The organism is Pseudarthrobacter scleromae (assembly GCF_014644515.1).
GTDB lineage: Bacteria > Actinomycetota > Actinomycetes > Actinomycetales > Micrococcaceae > Arthrobacter > Arthrobacter scleromae.
On record NZ_BMKV01000001.1, the window covers coordinates 204136 to 218027 of the forward strand.

At 66.1% G+C, this 13892-nt stretch carries 16 protein-coding genes; 4 read left to right on the forward strand and 12 right to left on the reverse strand.

Annotation, left to right across the window (positions count from 1 at the left end; genetic code table 11):
- Nucleotides 1-180: 180 nt before the first annotated feature.
- The 4 genes from IEX33_RS00915 to IEX33_RS00930 form a co-directional block, all read right to left on the reverse strand.
- Entirely contained in the window at nucleotides 181-801 is a 621-nt protein-coding gene (locus tag IEX33_RS00915; protein ID WP_188726980.1) for a DUF305 domain-containing protein, read from the reverse strand.
- A 73-nt stretch (nucleotides 802-874) separates the two neighbouring features.
- Nucleotides 875-1360 carry a hypothetical protein gene (locus tag IEX33_RS00920; RefSeq protein ID WP_188726982.1) on the reverse strand — a complete coding sequence of 162 codons (486 nt, stop codon included), beginning with the start codon at nucleotides 1358-1360 and terminating at the stop codon, nucleotides 875-877.
- A 123-nt stretch (nucleotides 1361-1483) separates the two neighbouring features.
- Complete coding sequence (locus IEX33_RS00925; RefSeq protein ID WP_188726984.1) at nucleotides 1484-3619, reverse strand: heavy metal translocating P-type ATPase; 2136 nt, start codon at nucleotides 3617-3619, stop codon at nucleotides 1484-1486.
- Nucleotides 3620-3673: 54 nt separating this feature from the next.
- Entirely contained in the window at nucleotides 3674-4009 is a 336-nt protein-coding gene (locus IEX33_RS00930) for a heavy-metal-associated domain-containing protein (protein WP_188726986.1), read from the reverse strand.
- A gap of 287 nt (nucleotides 4010-4296) precedes the next feature.
- Between IEX33_RS00930 and IEX33_RS00935 the strand changes: the two genes are divergently transcribed.
- On the forward strand, nucleotides 4297-4968 hold the full coding sequence (locus tag IEX33_RS00935; RefSeq protein ID WP_188726989.1) for a PAS and ANTAR domain-containing protein: 672 nt from the start codon (nucleotides 4297-4299) through the stop codon (nucleotides 4966-4968).
- A gap of 6 nt (nucleotides 4969-4974) precedes the next feature.
- Here the strand turns inward: IEX33_RS00935 and IEX33_RS00940 are convergent, their stop codons facing one another.
- The 3 genes from IEX33_RS00940 to IEX33_RS00950 form a co-directional block, all read right to left on the reverse strand.
- A complete protein-coding gene (locus IEX33_RS00940) occupies nucleotides 4975-5622 on the reverse strand; it encodes a hypothetical protein (RefSeq protein WP_188726991.1) in 648 nt (215 codons plus the stop codon).
- Between the two features lie 101 nt (nucleotides 5623-5723).
- Nucleotides 5724-6410 carry a sortase domain-containing protein gene (locus IEX33_RS00945; RefSeq protein WP_188728101.1) on the reverse strand — a complete coding sequence of 229 codons (687 nt, stop codon included), beginning with the start codon at nucleotides 6408-6410 and terminating at the stop codon, nucleotides 5724-5726.
- 33 nt (nucleotides 6411-6443) lie between these two features.
- Nucleotides 6444-7214 carry an LPXTG cell wall anchor domain-containing protein gene (locus IEX33_RS00950; protein WP_188726993.1) on the reverse strand — a complete coding sequence of 257 codons (771 nt, stop codon included), beginning with the start codon at nucleotides 7212-7214 and terminating at the stop codon, nucleotides 6444-6446.
- 223 nt (nucleotides 7215-7437) lie between these two features.
- Between IEX33_RS00950 and nhaA the strand changes: the two genes are divergently transcribed.
- Nucleotides 7438-8790 (forward strand): Na+/H+ antiporter NhaA, encoded by a 1353-nt coding sequence (nhaA, locus tag IEX33_RS00955; RefSeq protein ID WP_188726995.1) that lies wholly within the window; start codon nucleotides 7438-7440, stop codon nucleotides 8788-8790.
- Nucleotides 8791-8890: 100 nt separating this feature from the next.
- On the opposite strand, the gene IEX33_RS00960 is transcribed toward nhaA, so the two are convergent.
- From IEX33_RS00960 to IEX33_RS00980, 5 genes are all read right to left on the reverse strand, one after another.
- Entirely contained in the window at nucleotides 8891-9154 is a 264-nt protein-coding gene (locus tag IEX33_RS00960; RefSeq protein ID WP_188726997.1) for a GlsB/YeaQ/YmgE family stress response membrane protein, read from the reverse strand.
- A 146-nt stretch (nucleotides 9155-9300) separates the two neighbouring features.
- Complete coding sequence (locus tag IEX33_RS00965) at nucleotides 9301-9525, reverse strand: hypothetical protein (protein WP_188726999.1); 225 nt, start codon at nucleotides 9523-9525, stop codon at nucleotides 9301-9303.
- 107 nt (nucleotides 9526-9632) lie between these two features.
- Nucleotides 9633-9989: a hypothetical protein gene (locus tag IEX33_RS00970; RefSeq protein WP_229675167.1), complete on the reverse strand. Its 357-nt coding sequence runs from the start codon at nucleotides 9987-9989 to the stop codon at nucleotides 9633-9635.
- Between the two features lie 11 nt (nucleotides 9990-10000).
- Nucleotides 10001-10738 (reverse strand): GAF and ANTAR domain-containing protein, encoded by a 738-nt coding sequence (locus tag IEX33_RS00975; protein ID WP_188727001.1) that lies wholly within the window; start codon nucleotides 10736-10738, stop codon nucleotides 10001-10003.
- A gap of 94 nt (nucleotides 10739-10832) precedes the next feature.
- On the reverse strand, nucleotides 10833-11090 hold the full coding sequence (locus tag IEX33_RS00980; RefSeq protein WP_188727003.1) for a hypothetical protein: 258 nt from the start codon (nucleotides 11088-11090) through the stop codon (nucleotides 10833-10835).
- A gap of 349 nt (nucleotides 11091-11439) precedes the next feature.
- Here IEX33_RS00980 and IEX33_RS00985 point away from each other — a divergent pair, with 349 nt between their 5' ends.
- Entirely contained in the window at nucleotides 11440-12801 is a 1362-nt protein-coding gene (locus IEX33_RS00985) for a hemolysin family protein (protein ID WP_188727005.1), read from the forward strand.
- Nucleotides 12794-13834 (forward strand): hemolysin family protein, encoded by a 1041-nt coding sequence (locus tag IEX33_RS00990; RefSeq protein ID WP_104184586.1) that lies wholly within the window; start codon nucleotides 12794-12796, stop codon nucleotides 13832-13834. The genes IEX33_RS00985 and IEX33_RS00990 overlap by 8 nt, the downstream gene beginning before the upstream one ends.
- Nucleotides 13835-13892: the final 58 nt, after the last annotated feature.

Genomic DNA, 13892 nt, shown 5'->3' on the forward strand with positions numbered 1-13892 from the left:
ACGGACGCTCTCTCAAGTTCTTTGGAGAAGTGATAGAGCGTCGGCCGATTTGGTGCGTTAAGTGATAGAGCGTCGGCCGATTTGGTGCGTTAGGTGAGAGAGCGTTGGCCGATTTGGGCATCAAGTGAGAGAGCGTTGGCCGATTTGGGGCATTAAGTGAGAGAGCGTCGTGGGGGAGGGTTAGAGCCCGGCCAGCATCTCCTTCATCTCCGCGATCTCCGCTTCCTGGGACGTGGCGATGTCGCGGGCCAGCTGGATGCTCTCGGGGTGCTTGCCGGCGGCGATTTCCTGCTGCGCCATGTCGATCGCGCCTTCATGGTGTCCGATCATGTGCTCCAGGAAGAGCCGGACGGCGTCCGTTCCCTGGGCATCCTTGAGCTTCTCCATGCCCTCAGAATCAACCATGCCGGTCATGCCGTGCCCGGAGTGGTCAGACATCATGGTGGGCACGTTCCAGTCCTCGAGCCACCCGGTCATCGTTTCGATCTCCGGCGCCTGCGCGTCCTTGATCTTGGTGGCCAGGGCGGTGACGTCCGCGGGCATGTCCGGTTTCGCCAGGATCATGTCGCTCATCTCCACGGCCTGCGCGTGGTGCGGGATCATCATCTGGGAAAAGGCGATGTCCGCCGGGTTATGGCCGGCACTGGCATCGGGCATCATGCTGGACGCGGGGCCTGAGCTCCCGTGGTTCATGGGCATGGTGCTTCCGCCGGAACTTCCGGCATCGGTGGCGCACCCGGCCAGGCCAAGCGAGGCTGCCAGCGCAGCGGCGACGGACAGGGCTTTGATCTTGCTGTTCATTGTGTGATGGTCCTTCAGGAAAGTAGGTGAACTGGGCCTGTGGAGGCGTGGGAGGCCACGCGGCGCAGTACGTTTACGTTCGGCTGATGGACAGGTCGCAGGGCGTCGGGCTTGGCGGGACGAAGGAGTAACCGGCGGCCCTGTGGGTGCCAAAAACCGGTGCCAGTAGTGCGGTGGGGCTTGCCGGGGGAGGGACGGCCGCGAGCGATCCGGTCTTCGCCAGCGGGGTGCACGACGCGCCTTCTTCCCGCACATCCGGGCACCCCGCGCTGCAGGATTCGGAGGCGGTGAAGGCCGCGCCTACCGCATCCGTCAGGGTCGCTGCGTGTCCAGCATGGGAATGTCCGACGGCGGCGTGTTCCGCCGCGGAGTGCCCACCGGGAGAATGCCCGACGGCGGAGTCCCCGGCACCAAGGGCGACGTCCGCGTGGGCCGCGTGCGAGGAATGGTCCGCGGTCATGACGTGCATGCCGAAGATTCCGGCTACGACGGCCATAACCACAGCCAGCAGCCCCGCGCGGAGGAGGGCTGCCGGCAGGACGCTGGCGCGTGCGGTCATGCTGGTTCCTCCTCCTTCAGTGGACGGGCCGGGACTGGGGTGGGTCCGGCGGGGCGGGACTGGATTGGTCAGGCTGGACTGGATTGAATCAGGCTGGGATGGATCGGACCGGGTTCAGTACCTTCAACGTACCTCGGACGGGTTGAGTTTCACCCGCCGCAGCAGCTGGGCGTTCAGGGCCACCACAATGGTGGACACGGACATCAGGACGGCTCCGGCAGCCGGCGAGAGCACCACCCCGGCGAACGCCAGGACACCGGCGGCCAGCGGCACGGCCAGGACGTTGTAGCCGGTGGCCCACACCAGGTTCTGCCACATCTTGCGGTAGCTCGCCCGGGAGAGGTCCACCATGGACAGCACCGCGCGCGGATCGTTTCCGGCCAGCACCACCCCGGCGGACTCCATGGCCACGTCCGTGCCGGCCCCGATGGCGATGCCCACCTCGGCGCGGGCCAGCGCCGGCGAATCGTTGACGCCGTCGCCCACCATGGCCACCTTCAGGCCGCGGGCCTGCAGTTCGGCAACCTTCTTGTCCTTGTCCGCCGGCAGGACTTCGGCGAACACCTCGTCGATGTTCAGGTCCTCGGCCACGGCCTGGGCCACCTGCCGGGCGTCGCCGGTGATCATGCCAACCTTCACCCCGCGGTTCTGCAGGGCCGCCACAGCCTGGCGCGACTCAGCCCGCACCGCGTCCTCCAGGCTGACCGCCCCCAGCACGCGGCCGTCGTCGTCAATCACGTGCAGGACGGCAGCACCGCGGTCCATCCATGCCCGGGTGGACCGGGCCAGGGCGGAAGGTTCGACGGCGCCCAGCTCGCGCAGGAGCGCGGGCCCGCCCACGTGCACGGTGCGTCCGTCCACCGAGGCCCGCACGCCCCGGCCGGTCAGGGAGGTGGATCCGGTGGCGGCAGGAAGGGTGAGGTTGCGTTCCCGGGCCGCGCGGACGATGGCCCGGGCCACGGGGTGCTCGCTGTCCGACTCAACCGCGGCGGCCAGGGCCAGCAGCTCATCAGCGTCCACTCCCTCGGCGGCGGCCACGTCCTTCAGTTCGGGTGCGCCCGTGGTGAGCGTGCCGGTCTTGTCGAAAAGGACCACGTCGATGGTGCGCATGCGTTCCAGCGCCATCCGGTTCTTGATCAGCACCCCGGCCCGGGCGGCCTGCTCGGTGGAGATGGCGATGACCAGCGGGATGGCCAGGCCCAGGGCATGGGGGCAGGCGATGACCAGGACGGTCACGGTGCGGGTGACGGCCTCCGGGATGCTGCCCAGCAGGGTCCAGGCGATGAAGGTGAGGACACCCGCGCCGGCGGCAAAGTAGAACAGGAAGGCTGCGGCGCGGTCGGCCAGGGCCTGGGCCCGGGAGGAGGACGACTGTGCCTCGGCCACCAGCCGCTGGATGCCGGCCAGGGCCGTGTCATCGCCCACGGCCGTCACCCGGACGCGGACGCTGGTGTCCGTGGCGACGGTTCCGGCCACCACGGTGTCGCCCGGGCCGCGCGGCACGGTTTTGGATTCGCCGGTGATCATCGACTCGTCGACTTCCGCCTGCCCCTCCATCACCGTTCCGTCCGCGGGCATCCGGGCGCCGGAACGGACCAGGACCAGGTCGCCTTGCTGGAGTTCGGAGACGGGAACGGTTTCGGTGCCGGTGTCCGTGATGCGTTCGGCTTCATCCGGCAGCAGCGCGGCGAGGGCATCAAGGGCCCCCTGCGCCGAACCCAGGGCCCGCATCTCGATCCAGTGGCCCAGCAGCATGATGGCCACCAGCAGCGCGAGCTCCCACCAGAAGTCCAGGTCGAAGCCGCCCAGGCCCAGGCTGGTGACCCAGGACGCGGCGAACGCTACGGTGATGGCCATGGCGATCAGCAGCATCATGCCCGGCCGGCGGTCCTTCAGCTCCTGCAGGCCGCCCTTGAGGAATGGCTGGCCGCCGTAGAGGAAGATCACCGTGCCCAGGACGGGCGGGATCCAGGTGGAGCCGGGGAACATGGGGGCCATGTAGCCCAGGATGTGCCCCACCATGGGGCTGAAGTAGACCACGGGGATGGACAGGGCCAGCGTCAGCCAGAACCTGTTCTTGAACATGGCCGTGCTGTGTCCGGCGTGCTGCCCGTGCGTGTGGACGGCATGATCGTCGTCAGGGCGCGCGGCGTGGCCGTGGCCATCGTGCCCGCTGCCTGAAGCAGCCGCCGGTTTGGTGAGGGTGCCGCGTGAGGGGCGGTCGTCGTCGTCGTGATGGTGGTGCTGGTGGTCCTGCATCGGATCCTCCTTGGAGGGCGCCGCAACCCGGGGCAACAGCCCCGTTGCGGAAAATCAGTTGGCAGCCAGGGAGTACCCGGCCGAGGTGACGGCCTGGCGGACCGCCGCGTCTGAAACGGAGCCGGCAACGGTCAGGCCGGAACGGCCGCCGGCTACCAGGTCAACGGAGGCCGACTCGACGCCGTCAAGGGCGGAGACGGCCTTCTCCACCGTCCGGACGCAGTGCCCGCAGGTGAGGCCCTCGACGGAGAAGGTTCGCTGGGAGGGGGCAGCGGCGTCGGAATGTACGACGGCGGCCGGCGCCTTCTGCGCGTGGCCTGCGGGGGAGCAGCAGCTGCAGCCGGCGCTGGAGGCCAGGGGGAGTGCGGTGCGGTTCTCACTATCAAACATGTCAGTTCCATTCCTTGGTGAAGGACGATTCCTCGCTGGGCAGGCGCTGGGGTTGAACGGCTGTGATGGCGGTGCGGGGCACCGGCCTGGACATACCACTTCACTGACAACACCTTGAATATACCCCTAGGGGGTATATGCGTCAAGCCTTGCTGCCACCGAAGGGCACCGGCGCTTCGGAAGGGGCCATGGTCCCTTACGCCCGGGGCCTTGCCCGGCCATAATGGAATAAGTGCGGACTGTGCCAACGGCCGGGGACGTGTTGGACGCTACATGGAGGTGGCCCTGTGTCAGAGCTGACCGGCCCTTATACCTATTCCAGCGCGCTGGGGGACAACCAGTGCGTTGCCGGAACGTTCCACGCGGACGTCGCCACGGGGAGGCTCCACTGGTCGGAGGCCATGTTCCAGCTGCACGGATACCAGCGGGGCGAGGTGGTGCCCACCCTGGAGTTGCTCTTCTCCCACAAGCATCCTGAGGACAGGCCCAAGTGCGAGGAAATTGTGGCGCAGGTTGTCCGGACCGGCGGCTATTTCTGCATGTACCACCGCATCATCGATGCGCAGGGCCGGACCCGGCGGGTCCTGACAACCGGTGACGCGCTCGTAGAGGGCGGGAGGGTCACTGCCCTGGAAGGCGTCATGATCGACCTCACCTCAACGCTCCAGCGCGAAACCGAGCAGACCGCCCGTGACGCTGTCATTGGAGCCACCTCCACCAGGACCGTCATCGACCAGGCCCGCGGCATCCTCATGGGCCAGCTGAAAATGGGGTCTGACGACGCATTCCAGATGCTGGTGAGCACCAGCAGCCACCGCAACGTCAAGCTGGTGGTGGTGGCCGCCGAGCTGGTGCAGCTGGCCAACTCGGCGGAGTCGCGGAAGTACCTCGAGGCGGCTGTCAAGGCCATCGAGATGGACGGCCGGGGGAATGCGGCACAACGGAAACGGGCTGTCTAGGGTCAGCTAGTGGTGCTCCACCCAGCACGCCAGGATGGTGGTGGACAACTGGTAGGCCAGCGCATTGCGGCTGATGCCATCCGGGCCCATGGCCTCCGGCAAGCCCGAGGCGTCCACCTGCAGCACGAAGCGGTCCTTCTGGAACACTGCCGATCCGTCCGCGGTTTCGTAGGCGGGAAAGCCGAGGCTGGCGAGCCCTTCAATCGGCGTCGCGTCCACAGCCAGCGCTTGCATGGCGTCAAAGTAGGTCAGCGCCGCCGCCTTGTCCGGTGCTTCCCGGACGGAAATCTCGAGCGCACCCTCGTCCAGGTGGTACGTGCAGGTGAAGGTGCTTTCCGCCCAGCTGTTGACGGTATGCGGATCCTGCTCCAGGTCAAGGATCGCCGTGAGCCTGTCCATCGGCTGGTCACCGCACACCATCTTCGCTGCTTCGCTGGGTTCGCTGACGGCAGCGCGCGGGGAAGGGGAGCCGCCGCCATGATGTCCCGCGTGGCTGCCGTGCGCTGAGGGGTCCGCGGCAGCTGGTGCTGCCGGGGCGGAGGCGTCCGACGACGGCGCCTGGGCCGCTCCCACGGACCCCGCCGCAGCAGCGCAGCCGGAGAGCAGCAGGGCTGAGACAGCAAGCGAAGCAAGCAGCGGGGTGCGGTGGGTCATGACTCGTCCGTCCTGGCCGCACCCCTGTGCGGGTTCGCGGCCGTTTGTTCGGTTACTGAGGGATTAGGTGATGGTGCGATGGGGCGCTGGCGGGAAACGGGTCAGGCTTTGAGCTTGGCGTAGATGACGTAGTTGTCATCGAAGAGCCCTGTGGCGGGGTCATAGCCGTCGCAGGTGATCAGCCGGAGTTCCGGGCCTGCCGTGTTTCCGTAGACCTCCAGCGTGGGGAAGTTGTTCTTGCTGTAGAGGGCTCCGCGGTCAACGGTGAATACGGCGATGCTGCCGTCGGTTCGCGAGACGTTGATCTCGGCTCCCGGGGTGAGCTTGCGGAGGTCCGCGAACACACCGCCACGGCCGCTGGGAGAGTTGACGTGGCCAAGCATGACGGACGGTCCACGCTCGCCGGGGGTGGGGGAACCGTTGTACCAGCTGGCCGGAGCGCCGCTTCCGGAGTCCTGCGGTACCTCGAGCGAGCCGTTCTCCCGCAGGCCCAGCTTGAGCAGATCGGTCCGCACGCCGATGGCGGGAATTTCCAGGACCACCGGCTCGGACCGGGACAGGACTGCCGGCTGTGATGCTGCAGGCGCCGGAGCGGAAACGGCCGGTGCCGGCATCGCCGGACTGGCCGCGGCCAGGGTGGGTGCCGCGGAAGCCGCCACAGAAGCGGAAGGTGGGGCACCGGCGTCGGGCGCTACCGAATCTGCGGTGCCGCAGCCGCCCAAAGCCAGCAGGAGCAGAAGCCCGGCCGCCGCGGTGGCCCAGGGGCCCCCGCGGCGGCCGGAATTCATGGTTGTCACAGTGAAGATCCAGTCAGCCCAGGCTTAGGCCGCGGATCCGGCGCTGCGGCGGCGAACAACGTACGCGCCGCCGGCGAGAGCGGCCAGGGCCATGCCGCCACCGAGGGCCAGGGCGCCGTTGTCGGTGCCGGTTTCCTGGCTAACGCCGGTGTCAGCACCGCCGGCGGGCATCTTCATCTGTCCGGCGGCCAGGGTTCCGCACAGGGCGGGGGAGGTGGCGGCCAGCGGGAGTTCGGGGACAAGGTCGCTCTTGGCTGCCTGGCCCGCTGCGCTCAACGTTGCCGGGTCAAGGCCGTGGACCACAACCACGGCGGTTCCTGCTTCCAAGGCGGCCTTAGTTTCGGCGTTCAGTTCGAAGGTGCGGTCTACGGTGTAGCTTGCGCCCTGGCCTGCGACCTTGAGGTCAAGCCCGGCGGCAGGGCTGGTATCGCCGCTGGTGGACAGGGTGGTGACAATGCCGCCGTAGCCCGGTGCGCCTTCGGTGGTGGAGATGACCTGGTCACCGTCCTTGTCGGCGGAGGGGGCCGGGCACACGCCCTGCGCACCGCCGTGGATGTGCTGGACGTGGGGGTAGGGGGCATCCATGAATGTGGCGGCAAGGCCGGAGACCTTGAGGACGGCGTGGGCCTGGTTGCCCGTGACATCTACGGTGATGGTGCCGGAGGCCGAGCTGCCGTTGATCTGGCCCAAGGTGGACTGGTACGACTGGTCGGCGGCCATGGCGGGGCTGCCGGAGAGGGCAAGGGCACCCAGTGCGAGGGTTGGTACAGCCAAAAAGCGGAGTGTCTTGTTCATCAGAAAGCAGTCTCCTCATACAAGTAACGGTGTCGTCCCGGATGAGGGACAAAAGTACTTCGGCGCCGCTGCTGTTACGGATGGGAAGAAAGTGAACTGGAACACAGGACGTGGTGTTAGCAATACAGGAACTCGAGGGAAACACCCCCTGTAGGATGGACAGAAGGTGCGCCGGGAAGTCTGGTCGGCATAGTCTTGTAGACCCCAAATGCCAGGAGACTCAATGAACCAGACCACGCCCTCCACACCCCCGCCCGGGAAGGGGAAATCCACCGTTCTTTCCAGGGGCAGTTACGCCGAGGCGCTCCGGATCGGGGAGATTCTCCGCAAGGAGACCGTCGGCGGCGCCCTGCTGGTGGCAGCTGCGGTCATCGCCCTCATCTGGGCCAACTCGCCGGCGTCGGACAGCTACTTTGCCCTCCGGGACTTCAAGTTCGGTTACGAGCCCTGGCACCTTGAGCTCAGCCTTGGTGCGTGGGCGGCGGACGGGCTGCTGGCCATCTTCTTCTTCCTGGTGGGCCTGGAACTCAAACGCGAGTTCGTGGCAGGGGACCTGCGCCAGATCAGCAAATCGATCGTGCCCGTTGCGGCCGCCGTGGGCGGCGTGGTGGTACCCGCACTGATTTACGTCGTGATCAACCTCACCAGCCCCGAGACCCTGCGCGGCTGGGCCATCCCCACTGCCACGGACATCGCGTTCGCGGTGGCGGTCCTGGCCATCATCGGCTCCCACCTTCCCAGCGCCCTGCGGATCTTCCTGCTGACGCTGGCCGTGGTGGACGACCTCATCGCGATCTCCATCATCGCGTTCTTCTACACCAGCGACCTGGACGTCATGCCGCTGGTCCTGGCCCTCATTCCGCTGGCCCTCTACGCCTTCCTGGCCCACAAATACCGCCACTTCTTCGGTATGAAAGCCTCCGCAGCCTGGGTCATCCTGCTGCCGCTTGGCGTGATCACCTGGGCCCTTGTCCACGCGTCCGGCATCCACGCCACCGTGGCCGGCGTGCTGCTGGGCTTCGCCGTCCCCGTCATCCGCTCCCAGGCCGCGGGCGGTCCGGACGCCGGGCCAGGCCTGGCGGAAATCTTCGAACACCGCTTCCGGCCCATCTCCGCGGGCGTGGCGGTTCCCATCTTCGCGTTCTTCTCCGCCGGCGTGGCCGTTGGCGGCTGGGAGGGGCTGGGTTCGGCCCTTGCGGACCCGGTGGCGCTGGGCATCATCGTGGGCCTGGTGGTGGGCAAGCCGATCGGCATCCTGGGCGTCACCTGGCTGCTGACCAAGGTCACCCGGGCGGAGCTGGACAAGTCCTTCAAGTGGATCGACGTCTTTGGCGTGGCACTCCTGGCCGGCATCGGGTTCACGGTGTCCCTGCTGGTGGCCGAGCTCAGCTTCGGGCAGGGGAGCCTGCACGATGACCACGCCAAGGTAGGCATCCTGGCCGCGTCAGTGCTCGCGGCGCTGCTGGCCGCGGCGGTACTGACCACAAGGAACCGCCAGTACCGTGCCGAGGAAGAGGCCGAGAAGGTGGACGCGGACCAGGACGGCATTCCGGACGTCTACCAGGAACGGAACTGACACAACCTCAATAGAAAACGCGGGGCTGCTCCGCACCCGTCCCGAATCATCGGATGGGTGCGGAGCGGCCCCGCGTTTGGTTGTGCCGCAGACAACGCGCCTAGCGGCGCACTGAGTTCCTGCGTCCCACAACGGCCTCGGCTGTTCCCACCAGCAGCACCGCGGCGATGACAGCCACGATGAAGCCCACGAAGTTCAGCTCGAAGATGTCTCCGGTGCCCAGCAATGATGCGACCACTCCGCCGATGACCGAGCCAACAAGGCCCAGCAGGAGGGTGGCCAGCAGGCCCAGGTTTTGCTTGCCCGGCTTGATCAGGCGGGCAAGTGCGCCAATGACCAGGCCGGCGACGATGAATCCAATCACGGTGTGCTCCTTAGTGGTGGTTGCGGACGGATGACGCCCGTACTGCCGCAGCGGTGCCGCAATGGATTCATTCTATGTACACCTCCGGCCGTTTCTGCTGCGCGCGGTGGCGGCCCTGAGGACGATGGTCCCCGTGCTGGCGGGAATCAGGCCGGGGCCAGGGGCTTGGCCTGTTCCTCCACGTGCCGGATTTCGAGCGCCTCCGGGTCCAGCAGCTTCCGCGTGCCGGTCCTTGCGTCCAGGATCCAGAACAGTTCCAGGGCCGGGACGACGTCCATCACCCGCCCCCGGTGGAAAAGTTTGCCGTTGTGCCATGCTTCGATCTGGTCCCCGACCCTGAGCTGGCCGGTGAGAACTCCCTGTGCCTCCATGATGCGCCTCCTGCTGTTGTGTCCCCGTAAGAGACAGCATGCCGTGGCCAGGTTGCTGAAATGTTTCAATGCGGTGTTTTTTCTGTGACTATGCGGGAGTCAAACTGTCAGCGTGACGTGCCTTTGCCGGTGTCGCCAAGGTGGCGGTCCGGCGTCCCAGTAGTTCCGGTTGGGCCGGAACCGGTGCCTGCGCCATTTGCTTCCGCGCCGTTGAGCTGGTCCGAGTAGGGCGCATGAAGCTGCGGTTTCTCGTCGATGAGCTCGTTCGCGGCCATGGCCAGGAGGTCGCGCTGGAAGACGGGCAGGGAAATGAGGCCCTGTGAGTAGGCCTGAACCTCGTATTCGCCCGCGGAACCGCAAATGCTGAAGTACCTCAGCCAGAGTTCACCCATGCTGATGTCAGCGGACTTCAGGGCATCGTTGAGCTGATTGCGTTGTTCCGGTTCATGAGGATCGAAGCCCACGTTCCAACCTCTTAACGTGCTTCCGGGGGCGCCTTGGTGAGCAGCTCTTCGCTGACCTCAATCAAGGGAAGACCGGATTCCCTGGCTTTTCTGACGAGCTGTTTCAAGGCGTCGTCCTGGCTGAGGCCCTCGCGTTCCATGAGTGCTCCGCAGGCGCGGTTGATGGTGTCCCTGCTGGCCAGCGCCGCCTTGAGATTTCCGTTGATCCTCAGCGGAGTGTCCGCACCTTGGATGTGGGCCAGGAGTGTGGCGGCCGTTCCTGCGAACAGGGACAGGATGCGTCCGCTGTCCTCATCAAATTGTCCCGGAAGGGACGCATAGATCTTCAACGTTCCGATTCCTTCCTGTCCAAACACCAGCGGCGCGCTGACCACGGAACGGACCGGCAGGGCAGCTACGGCAGACTGCCACGCAGGCCATCGACTGTCCGTGTTCACGTCGTCGACGATCACCACCCGTTCCGTCGCCCATGCGGTGAAGCAGGGGCCTTCGCGGAGCCCGTACTGGAGGGCATCCGCCTGCTCTACAAGGGCGTCGGTGAAACCGCTGCTGGTTCCCGCACCTCCCCGGCCAATCAGCGAAACGCCGCTGCCGCCTGCTCCCGGCGTTGAGTCCTTGATGCCGCGCGCCAGCAGGTGGACCGCATGTCCTGCCTTTTCCTGCGTCAGCAGCATCCCCCTGATGCGTGCCACGGCAAGGGTCAGTTCATCCACGGGAATCCTGCTGGATCGCCCTGCCGTGTAGTTCATGGCTGGTCCGGAATTCTGGCCAGGAAACCGCAACTGCAGCGCATTACCCTGGGGAGCCGGAAGGCAGCGCGGTTGACGTCAGGAGGGACGGGCATCAGGCCACGGCGGGATAGCTGTAGAGGATGTAGTCGGCCGCAGCCGGACCGGTCATCCGGAGCCTGCTGTTAGCCAGGTCAATGCCGCAGCGGTGCATCCCCGCCCGGAATGCCTGGTCCGGCTTGGGCTCCAGCCCCCGGAGTGCGGCCCAGCTCACATAGAGGCCGTAGAGGCAGTCGGGCCCGAGGCCGCCGTCGTTCGAAGGATCTAAAACCGTTGCCTGGTCAAGGAACTGCTGGAAGTGCGTGCTTGCCATAATGTGGCCTGTTCATCTTCTGCATCATGTGCCGCCGTGTGGCTACAGCAGCTTCTCAGGGGCCTGTGCAGGGGTCCGGGAGGGGACAGGGAATGATTCCCGTCACTCTTCCGAATGTACGCCCGCCCAAGGGGTAAGTACAGCAATCGAACCACCCGTGCGGTTCGCCGGTGACGGTACGGAACGGCCGCAGGACTCCTATGCGTCTCTGCTCTGGGCGTACAGGCCCGGTCCGGTGGGGACCGTGCCGGTATGATGGAGTGCATTATGGATGACCCTCCCTCACATATGCCCAAGCCCCTCCGCCTTCTGACCGGTTCGCCGGCCACCACGGGAGAGGGGCGCCTGAATGTATGAATGGATCATGCTCGGTATCGGCCTCGTCCTGACGGTCGGTACCGGTTTCTTTGTTGCTTCCGAGTTCGCGCTGGTCAATCTGGACCGCAATGACCTCGAAGCCCGCCAGGCCCGCGGGGAAAAGCGCCTTAAGCCCACCATCAAAGCACTGAAGATCACCTCGACCCACCTCTCAAGTGCGCAGCTGGGCATCACCCTGACAACGCTGCTCACGGGTTATACGTTCGAGCCGGCGATCAGCTCGCTGTTGCGCGGCCCTTTGCTGTCCACGGGGCTTCCCGAGGCTGTTGTGCCGGGCATTGGTGCGGTGATCGGCATTTTTATCGCCACGATCTTCTCGATGGTGATCGGCGAGTTGGTGCCCAAGAACTTCGCCCTGGCGCTGCCCCTGGCCACGGCCAAGTTCGTGGTGCCGTTCCAAGCCCTCTTCACCACCGTGTTCAAACCGGTGATCCTGCTGTTCAACAACACCGCCAACAAGATCATCCGCTCCTTCGGCATCGAGCCGAAGGAGGAACTCTCCGGCGCCCGCAGCGCGGAGGAACTCAGCTCGCTGGTTCGCCGGTCAGCCCTTGAGGGCCTCTTGGATGAGGACCATGCGGTGCTGCTGCACCGGACCCTGCGGTTCTCCGAGCACTCTGCCGCGGACGTCATGACCCCCCGCGTCCGGATGACAGCAGTCAACGCCCATGACACGGCCGAAGAAATCGTCGCCCTTGCCACCACCACCGGCTATTCCCGGTTCCCCGTCATTGGGGAGGACCGTGACGACGTGCTGGGCGTGCTCCACGTAAAGCAGGCCTTCGCCGTGGACCTGGCAGACCGGTCGCGGGTGCTCGCGTCGGAGTTAATGATTGAGCCGCTGCGGGTGCCCGAGTCCATGGGCGTGGATACGCTCCTGGTCCTGCTGCGCAAGCAGGGCCTCCAGGTGGCCATCGTCTCCGATGAGCACGGCGGCACCGCCGGCATCGTGACGCTGGAGGACCTGGTGGAGGAGATTGTCGGCGAGCTTGAGGATGAACACGACCGTGCCCGCACCGGCGTCGTCCGGACCGGACGGTCCATCACCTTTGACGCGTCCCTGCGGCCCGACGAACTGCTGGACCGGACAGGCATCACGGTGCCCGACGGCGAGGAGTATGACACCCTGGCCGGTTTCGTCACGGACCAGCTGGACCGTATTCCCGAACTCGGTGATGAAGTGATGATCGACGGCGGGACGCTCCGGGTGGAGCGTGTCCTGGGTACGCACGTGGAGCGGATCCGCTTCACGCCTAACGGATCCCAGGAAGCGCCCAAGAGTGCGCATGACCGCATCATTGATGACCTTACGCAGGAGCTGACCCATGAGTGAATATCTTCCCGGCATTATCTGGCTGGTGGTGCTCCTGGTGGTCAACGCGTTCTTCGTCGGTGCGGAGTTCGCCGTCATTTCCGCACGCCGCTCCCAGATTGAGCCCAAGGCAGAGGCCGGCAGCAAGGCCGCCAAGACCACGCTGTGGGCCATGGAGCATGCCACTCTGATGCTGGCCACCAGCCAGCTGGGCATCACCGTGTGTTCCCTGGTGATCCTGAACGTCTCCGAACCCGCCATCCACCACCTGCTGGAAATTCCGCTGGGCCTGACGTCCCTCTCCTACGAGGCAATCAGCATCATTGCCTTCATCACGGCGCTGCTGCTGGTCACCTTCCTGCACGTGGTGCTTGGTGAGATGGTCCCCAAGAACATCTCCTTCTCCGTTCCCACGCGGGCAGCCCTGATCCTGGCCCCGCCGCTGGTCATGGTCTCCCGCGTGGTCAAGCCGGTGATCTGGACGCTGAACGGCATTGCCAACTCCATCCTCCGCCTGTTCAAGGTGGAGCCGAAGGACGAGGCCACCAGCGCCTACACGCTGGATGAGGTGGCGAACATCGTGGAGCAGTCCACCCGGGACGGCATGCTGACGGACACCACCGGAACCCTGACCGCCGCGTTCGAATTCACGGCCAAGACCGTGGCGGACGTGGAGGTTCCCATTTCCGAGATGGTGCTCCTGCCTGAGTCCGCCACGCCGGCTGACATCCAGCGCGCCGTGGCCGGGCACGGGTATTCCCGGTACATCCTCACCAATGACGACGGCGAGCCCTCCGGGTACCTGCACCTCAAGGACGTCATGGACCTGACAACGCAGGAGAAGTTCACCCAGCGGGTGCCTGCCAAGCGGATCCGCCGCCTCGCGTCCGCCTTCAGCGGCAGCGAGCTTGAGGACGCACTGGCCACGATGCGCCGCACCGGCGCCCACGTTGCGCGGGTGTTCGACGCGAAGGGCAACACCACCGGTGTCCTGTTCCTGGAGGACATCATCGAGGAACTGGTAGGCGAGGTCCAGGACGCCACCAGCGCCTGAAACGCCGGCTGCAGCACGGCCACCGCACCACACTGCTGCACCACAGCCACGAAGGCGC

Bases quoted from the DNA above. Each gene is read 5' to 3' on its own strand.
- IEX33_RS00945 (WP_188728101.1), bottom strand. From the start codon at position 6,410: ATGAATTCCGGCCGCCGCGGGGGCCCCTGGGCCACCGCGGCGGCCGGG.
- IEX33_RS00990 (WP_104184586.1), top strand. From the start codon at position 12,794: ATGAGTGAATATCTTCCCGGCATTATCTGGCTGGTGGTGCTCCTGGTG.
- IEX33_RS00965 (WP_188726999.1), bottom strand. From the start codon at position 9,525: ATGGAGGCACAGGGAGTTCTCACCGGCCAGCTCAGGGTCGGGGACCAG.
- IEX33_RS00925 (WP_188726984.1), bottom strand. From the start codon at position 3,619: ATGCAGGACCACCAGCACCACCATCACGACGACGACGACCGCCCCTCA.
- IEX33_RS00980 (WP_188727003.1), bottom strand. From the start codon at position 11,090: ATGGCAAGCACGCACTTCCAGCAGTTCCTTGACCAGGCAACGGTTTTA.
- IEX33_RS00950 (WP_188726993.1), bottom strand. From the start codon at position 7,214: ATGAACAAGACACTCCGCTTTTTGGCTGTACCAACCCTCGCACTGGGT.
- IEX33_RS00985 (WP_188727005.1), top strand. From the start codon at position 11,440: ATGTATGAATGGATCATGCTCGGTATCGGCCTCGTCCTGACGGTCGGT.
- IEX33_RS00940 (WP_188726991.1), bottom strand. From the start codon at position 5,622: ATGACCCACCGCACCCCGCTGCTTGCTTCGCTTGCTGTCTCAGCCCTG.
- nhaA (WP_188726995.1), top strand. From the start codon at position 7,438: ATGAACCAGACCACGCCCTCCACACCCCCGCCCGGGAAGGGGAAATCC.
- IEX33_RS00930 (WP_188726986.1), bottom strand. From the start codon at position 4,009: ATGTTTGATAGTGAGAACCGCACCGCACTCCCCCTGGCCTCCAGCGCC.
- IEX33_RS00915 (WP_188726980.1), bottom strand. From the start codon at position 801: ATGAACAGCAAGATCAAAGCCCTGTCCGTCGCCGCTGCGCTGGCAGCC.
- IEX33_RS00975 (WP_188727001.1), bottom strand. From the start codon at position 10,738: ATGAACTACACGGCAGGGCGATCCAGCAGGATTCCCGTGGATGAACTG.
- IEX33_RS00920 (WP_188726982.1), bottom strand. From the start codon at position 1,360: ATGACCGCACGCGCCAGCGTCCTGCCGGCAGCCCTCCTCCGCGCGGGG.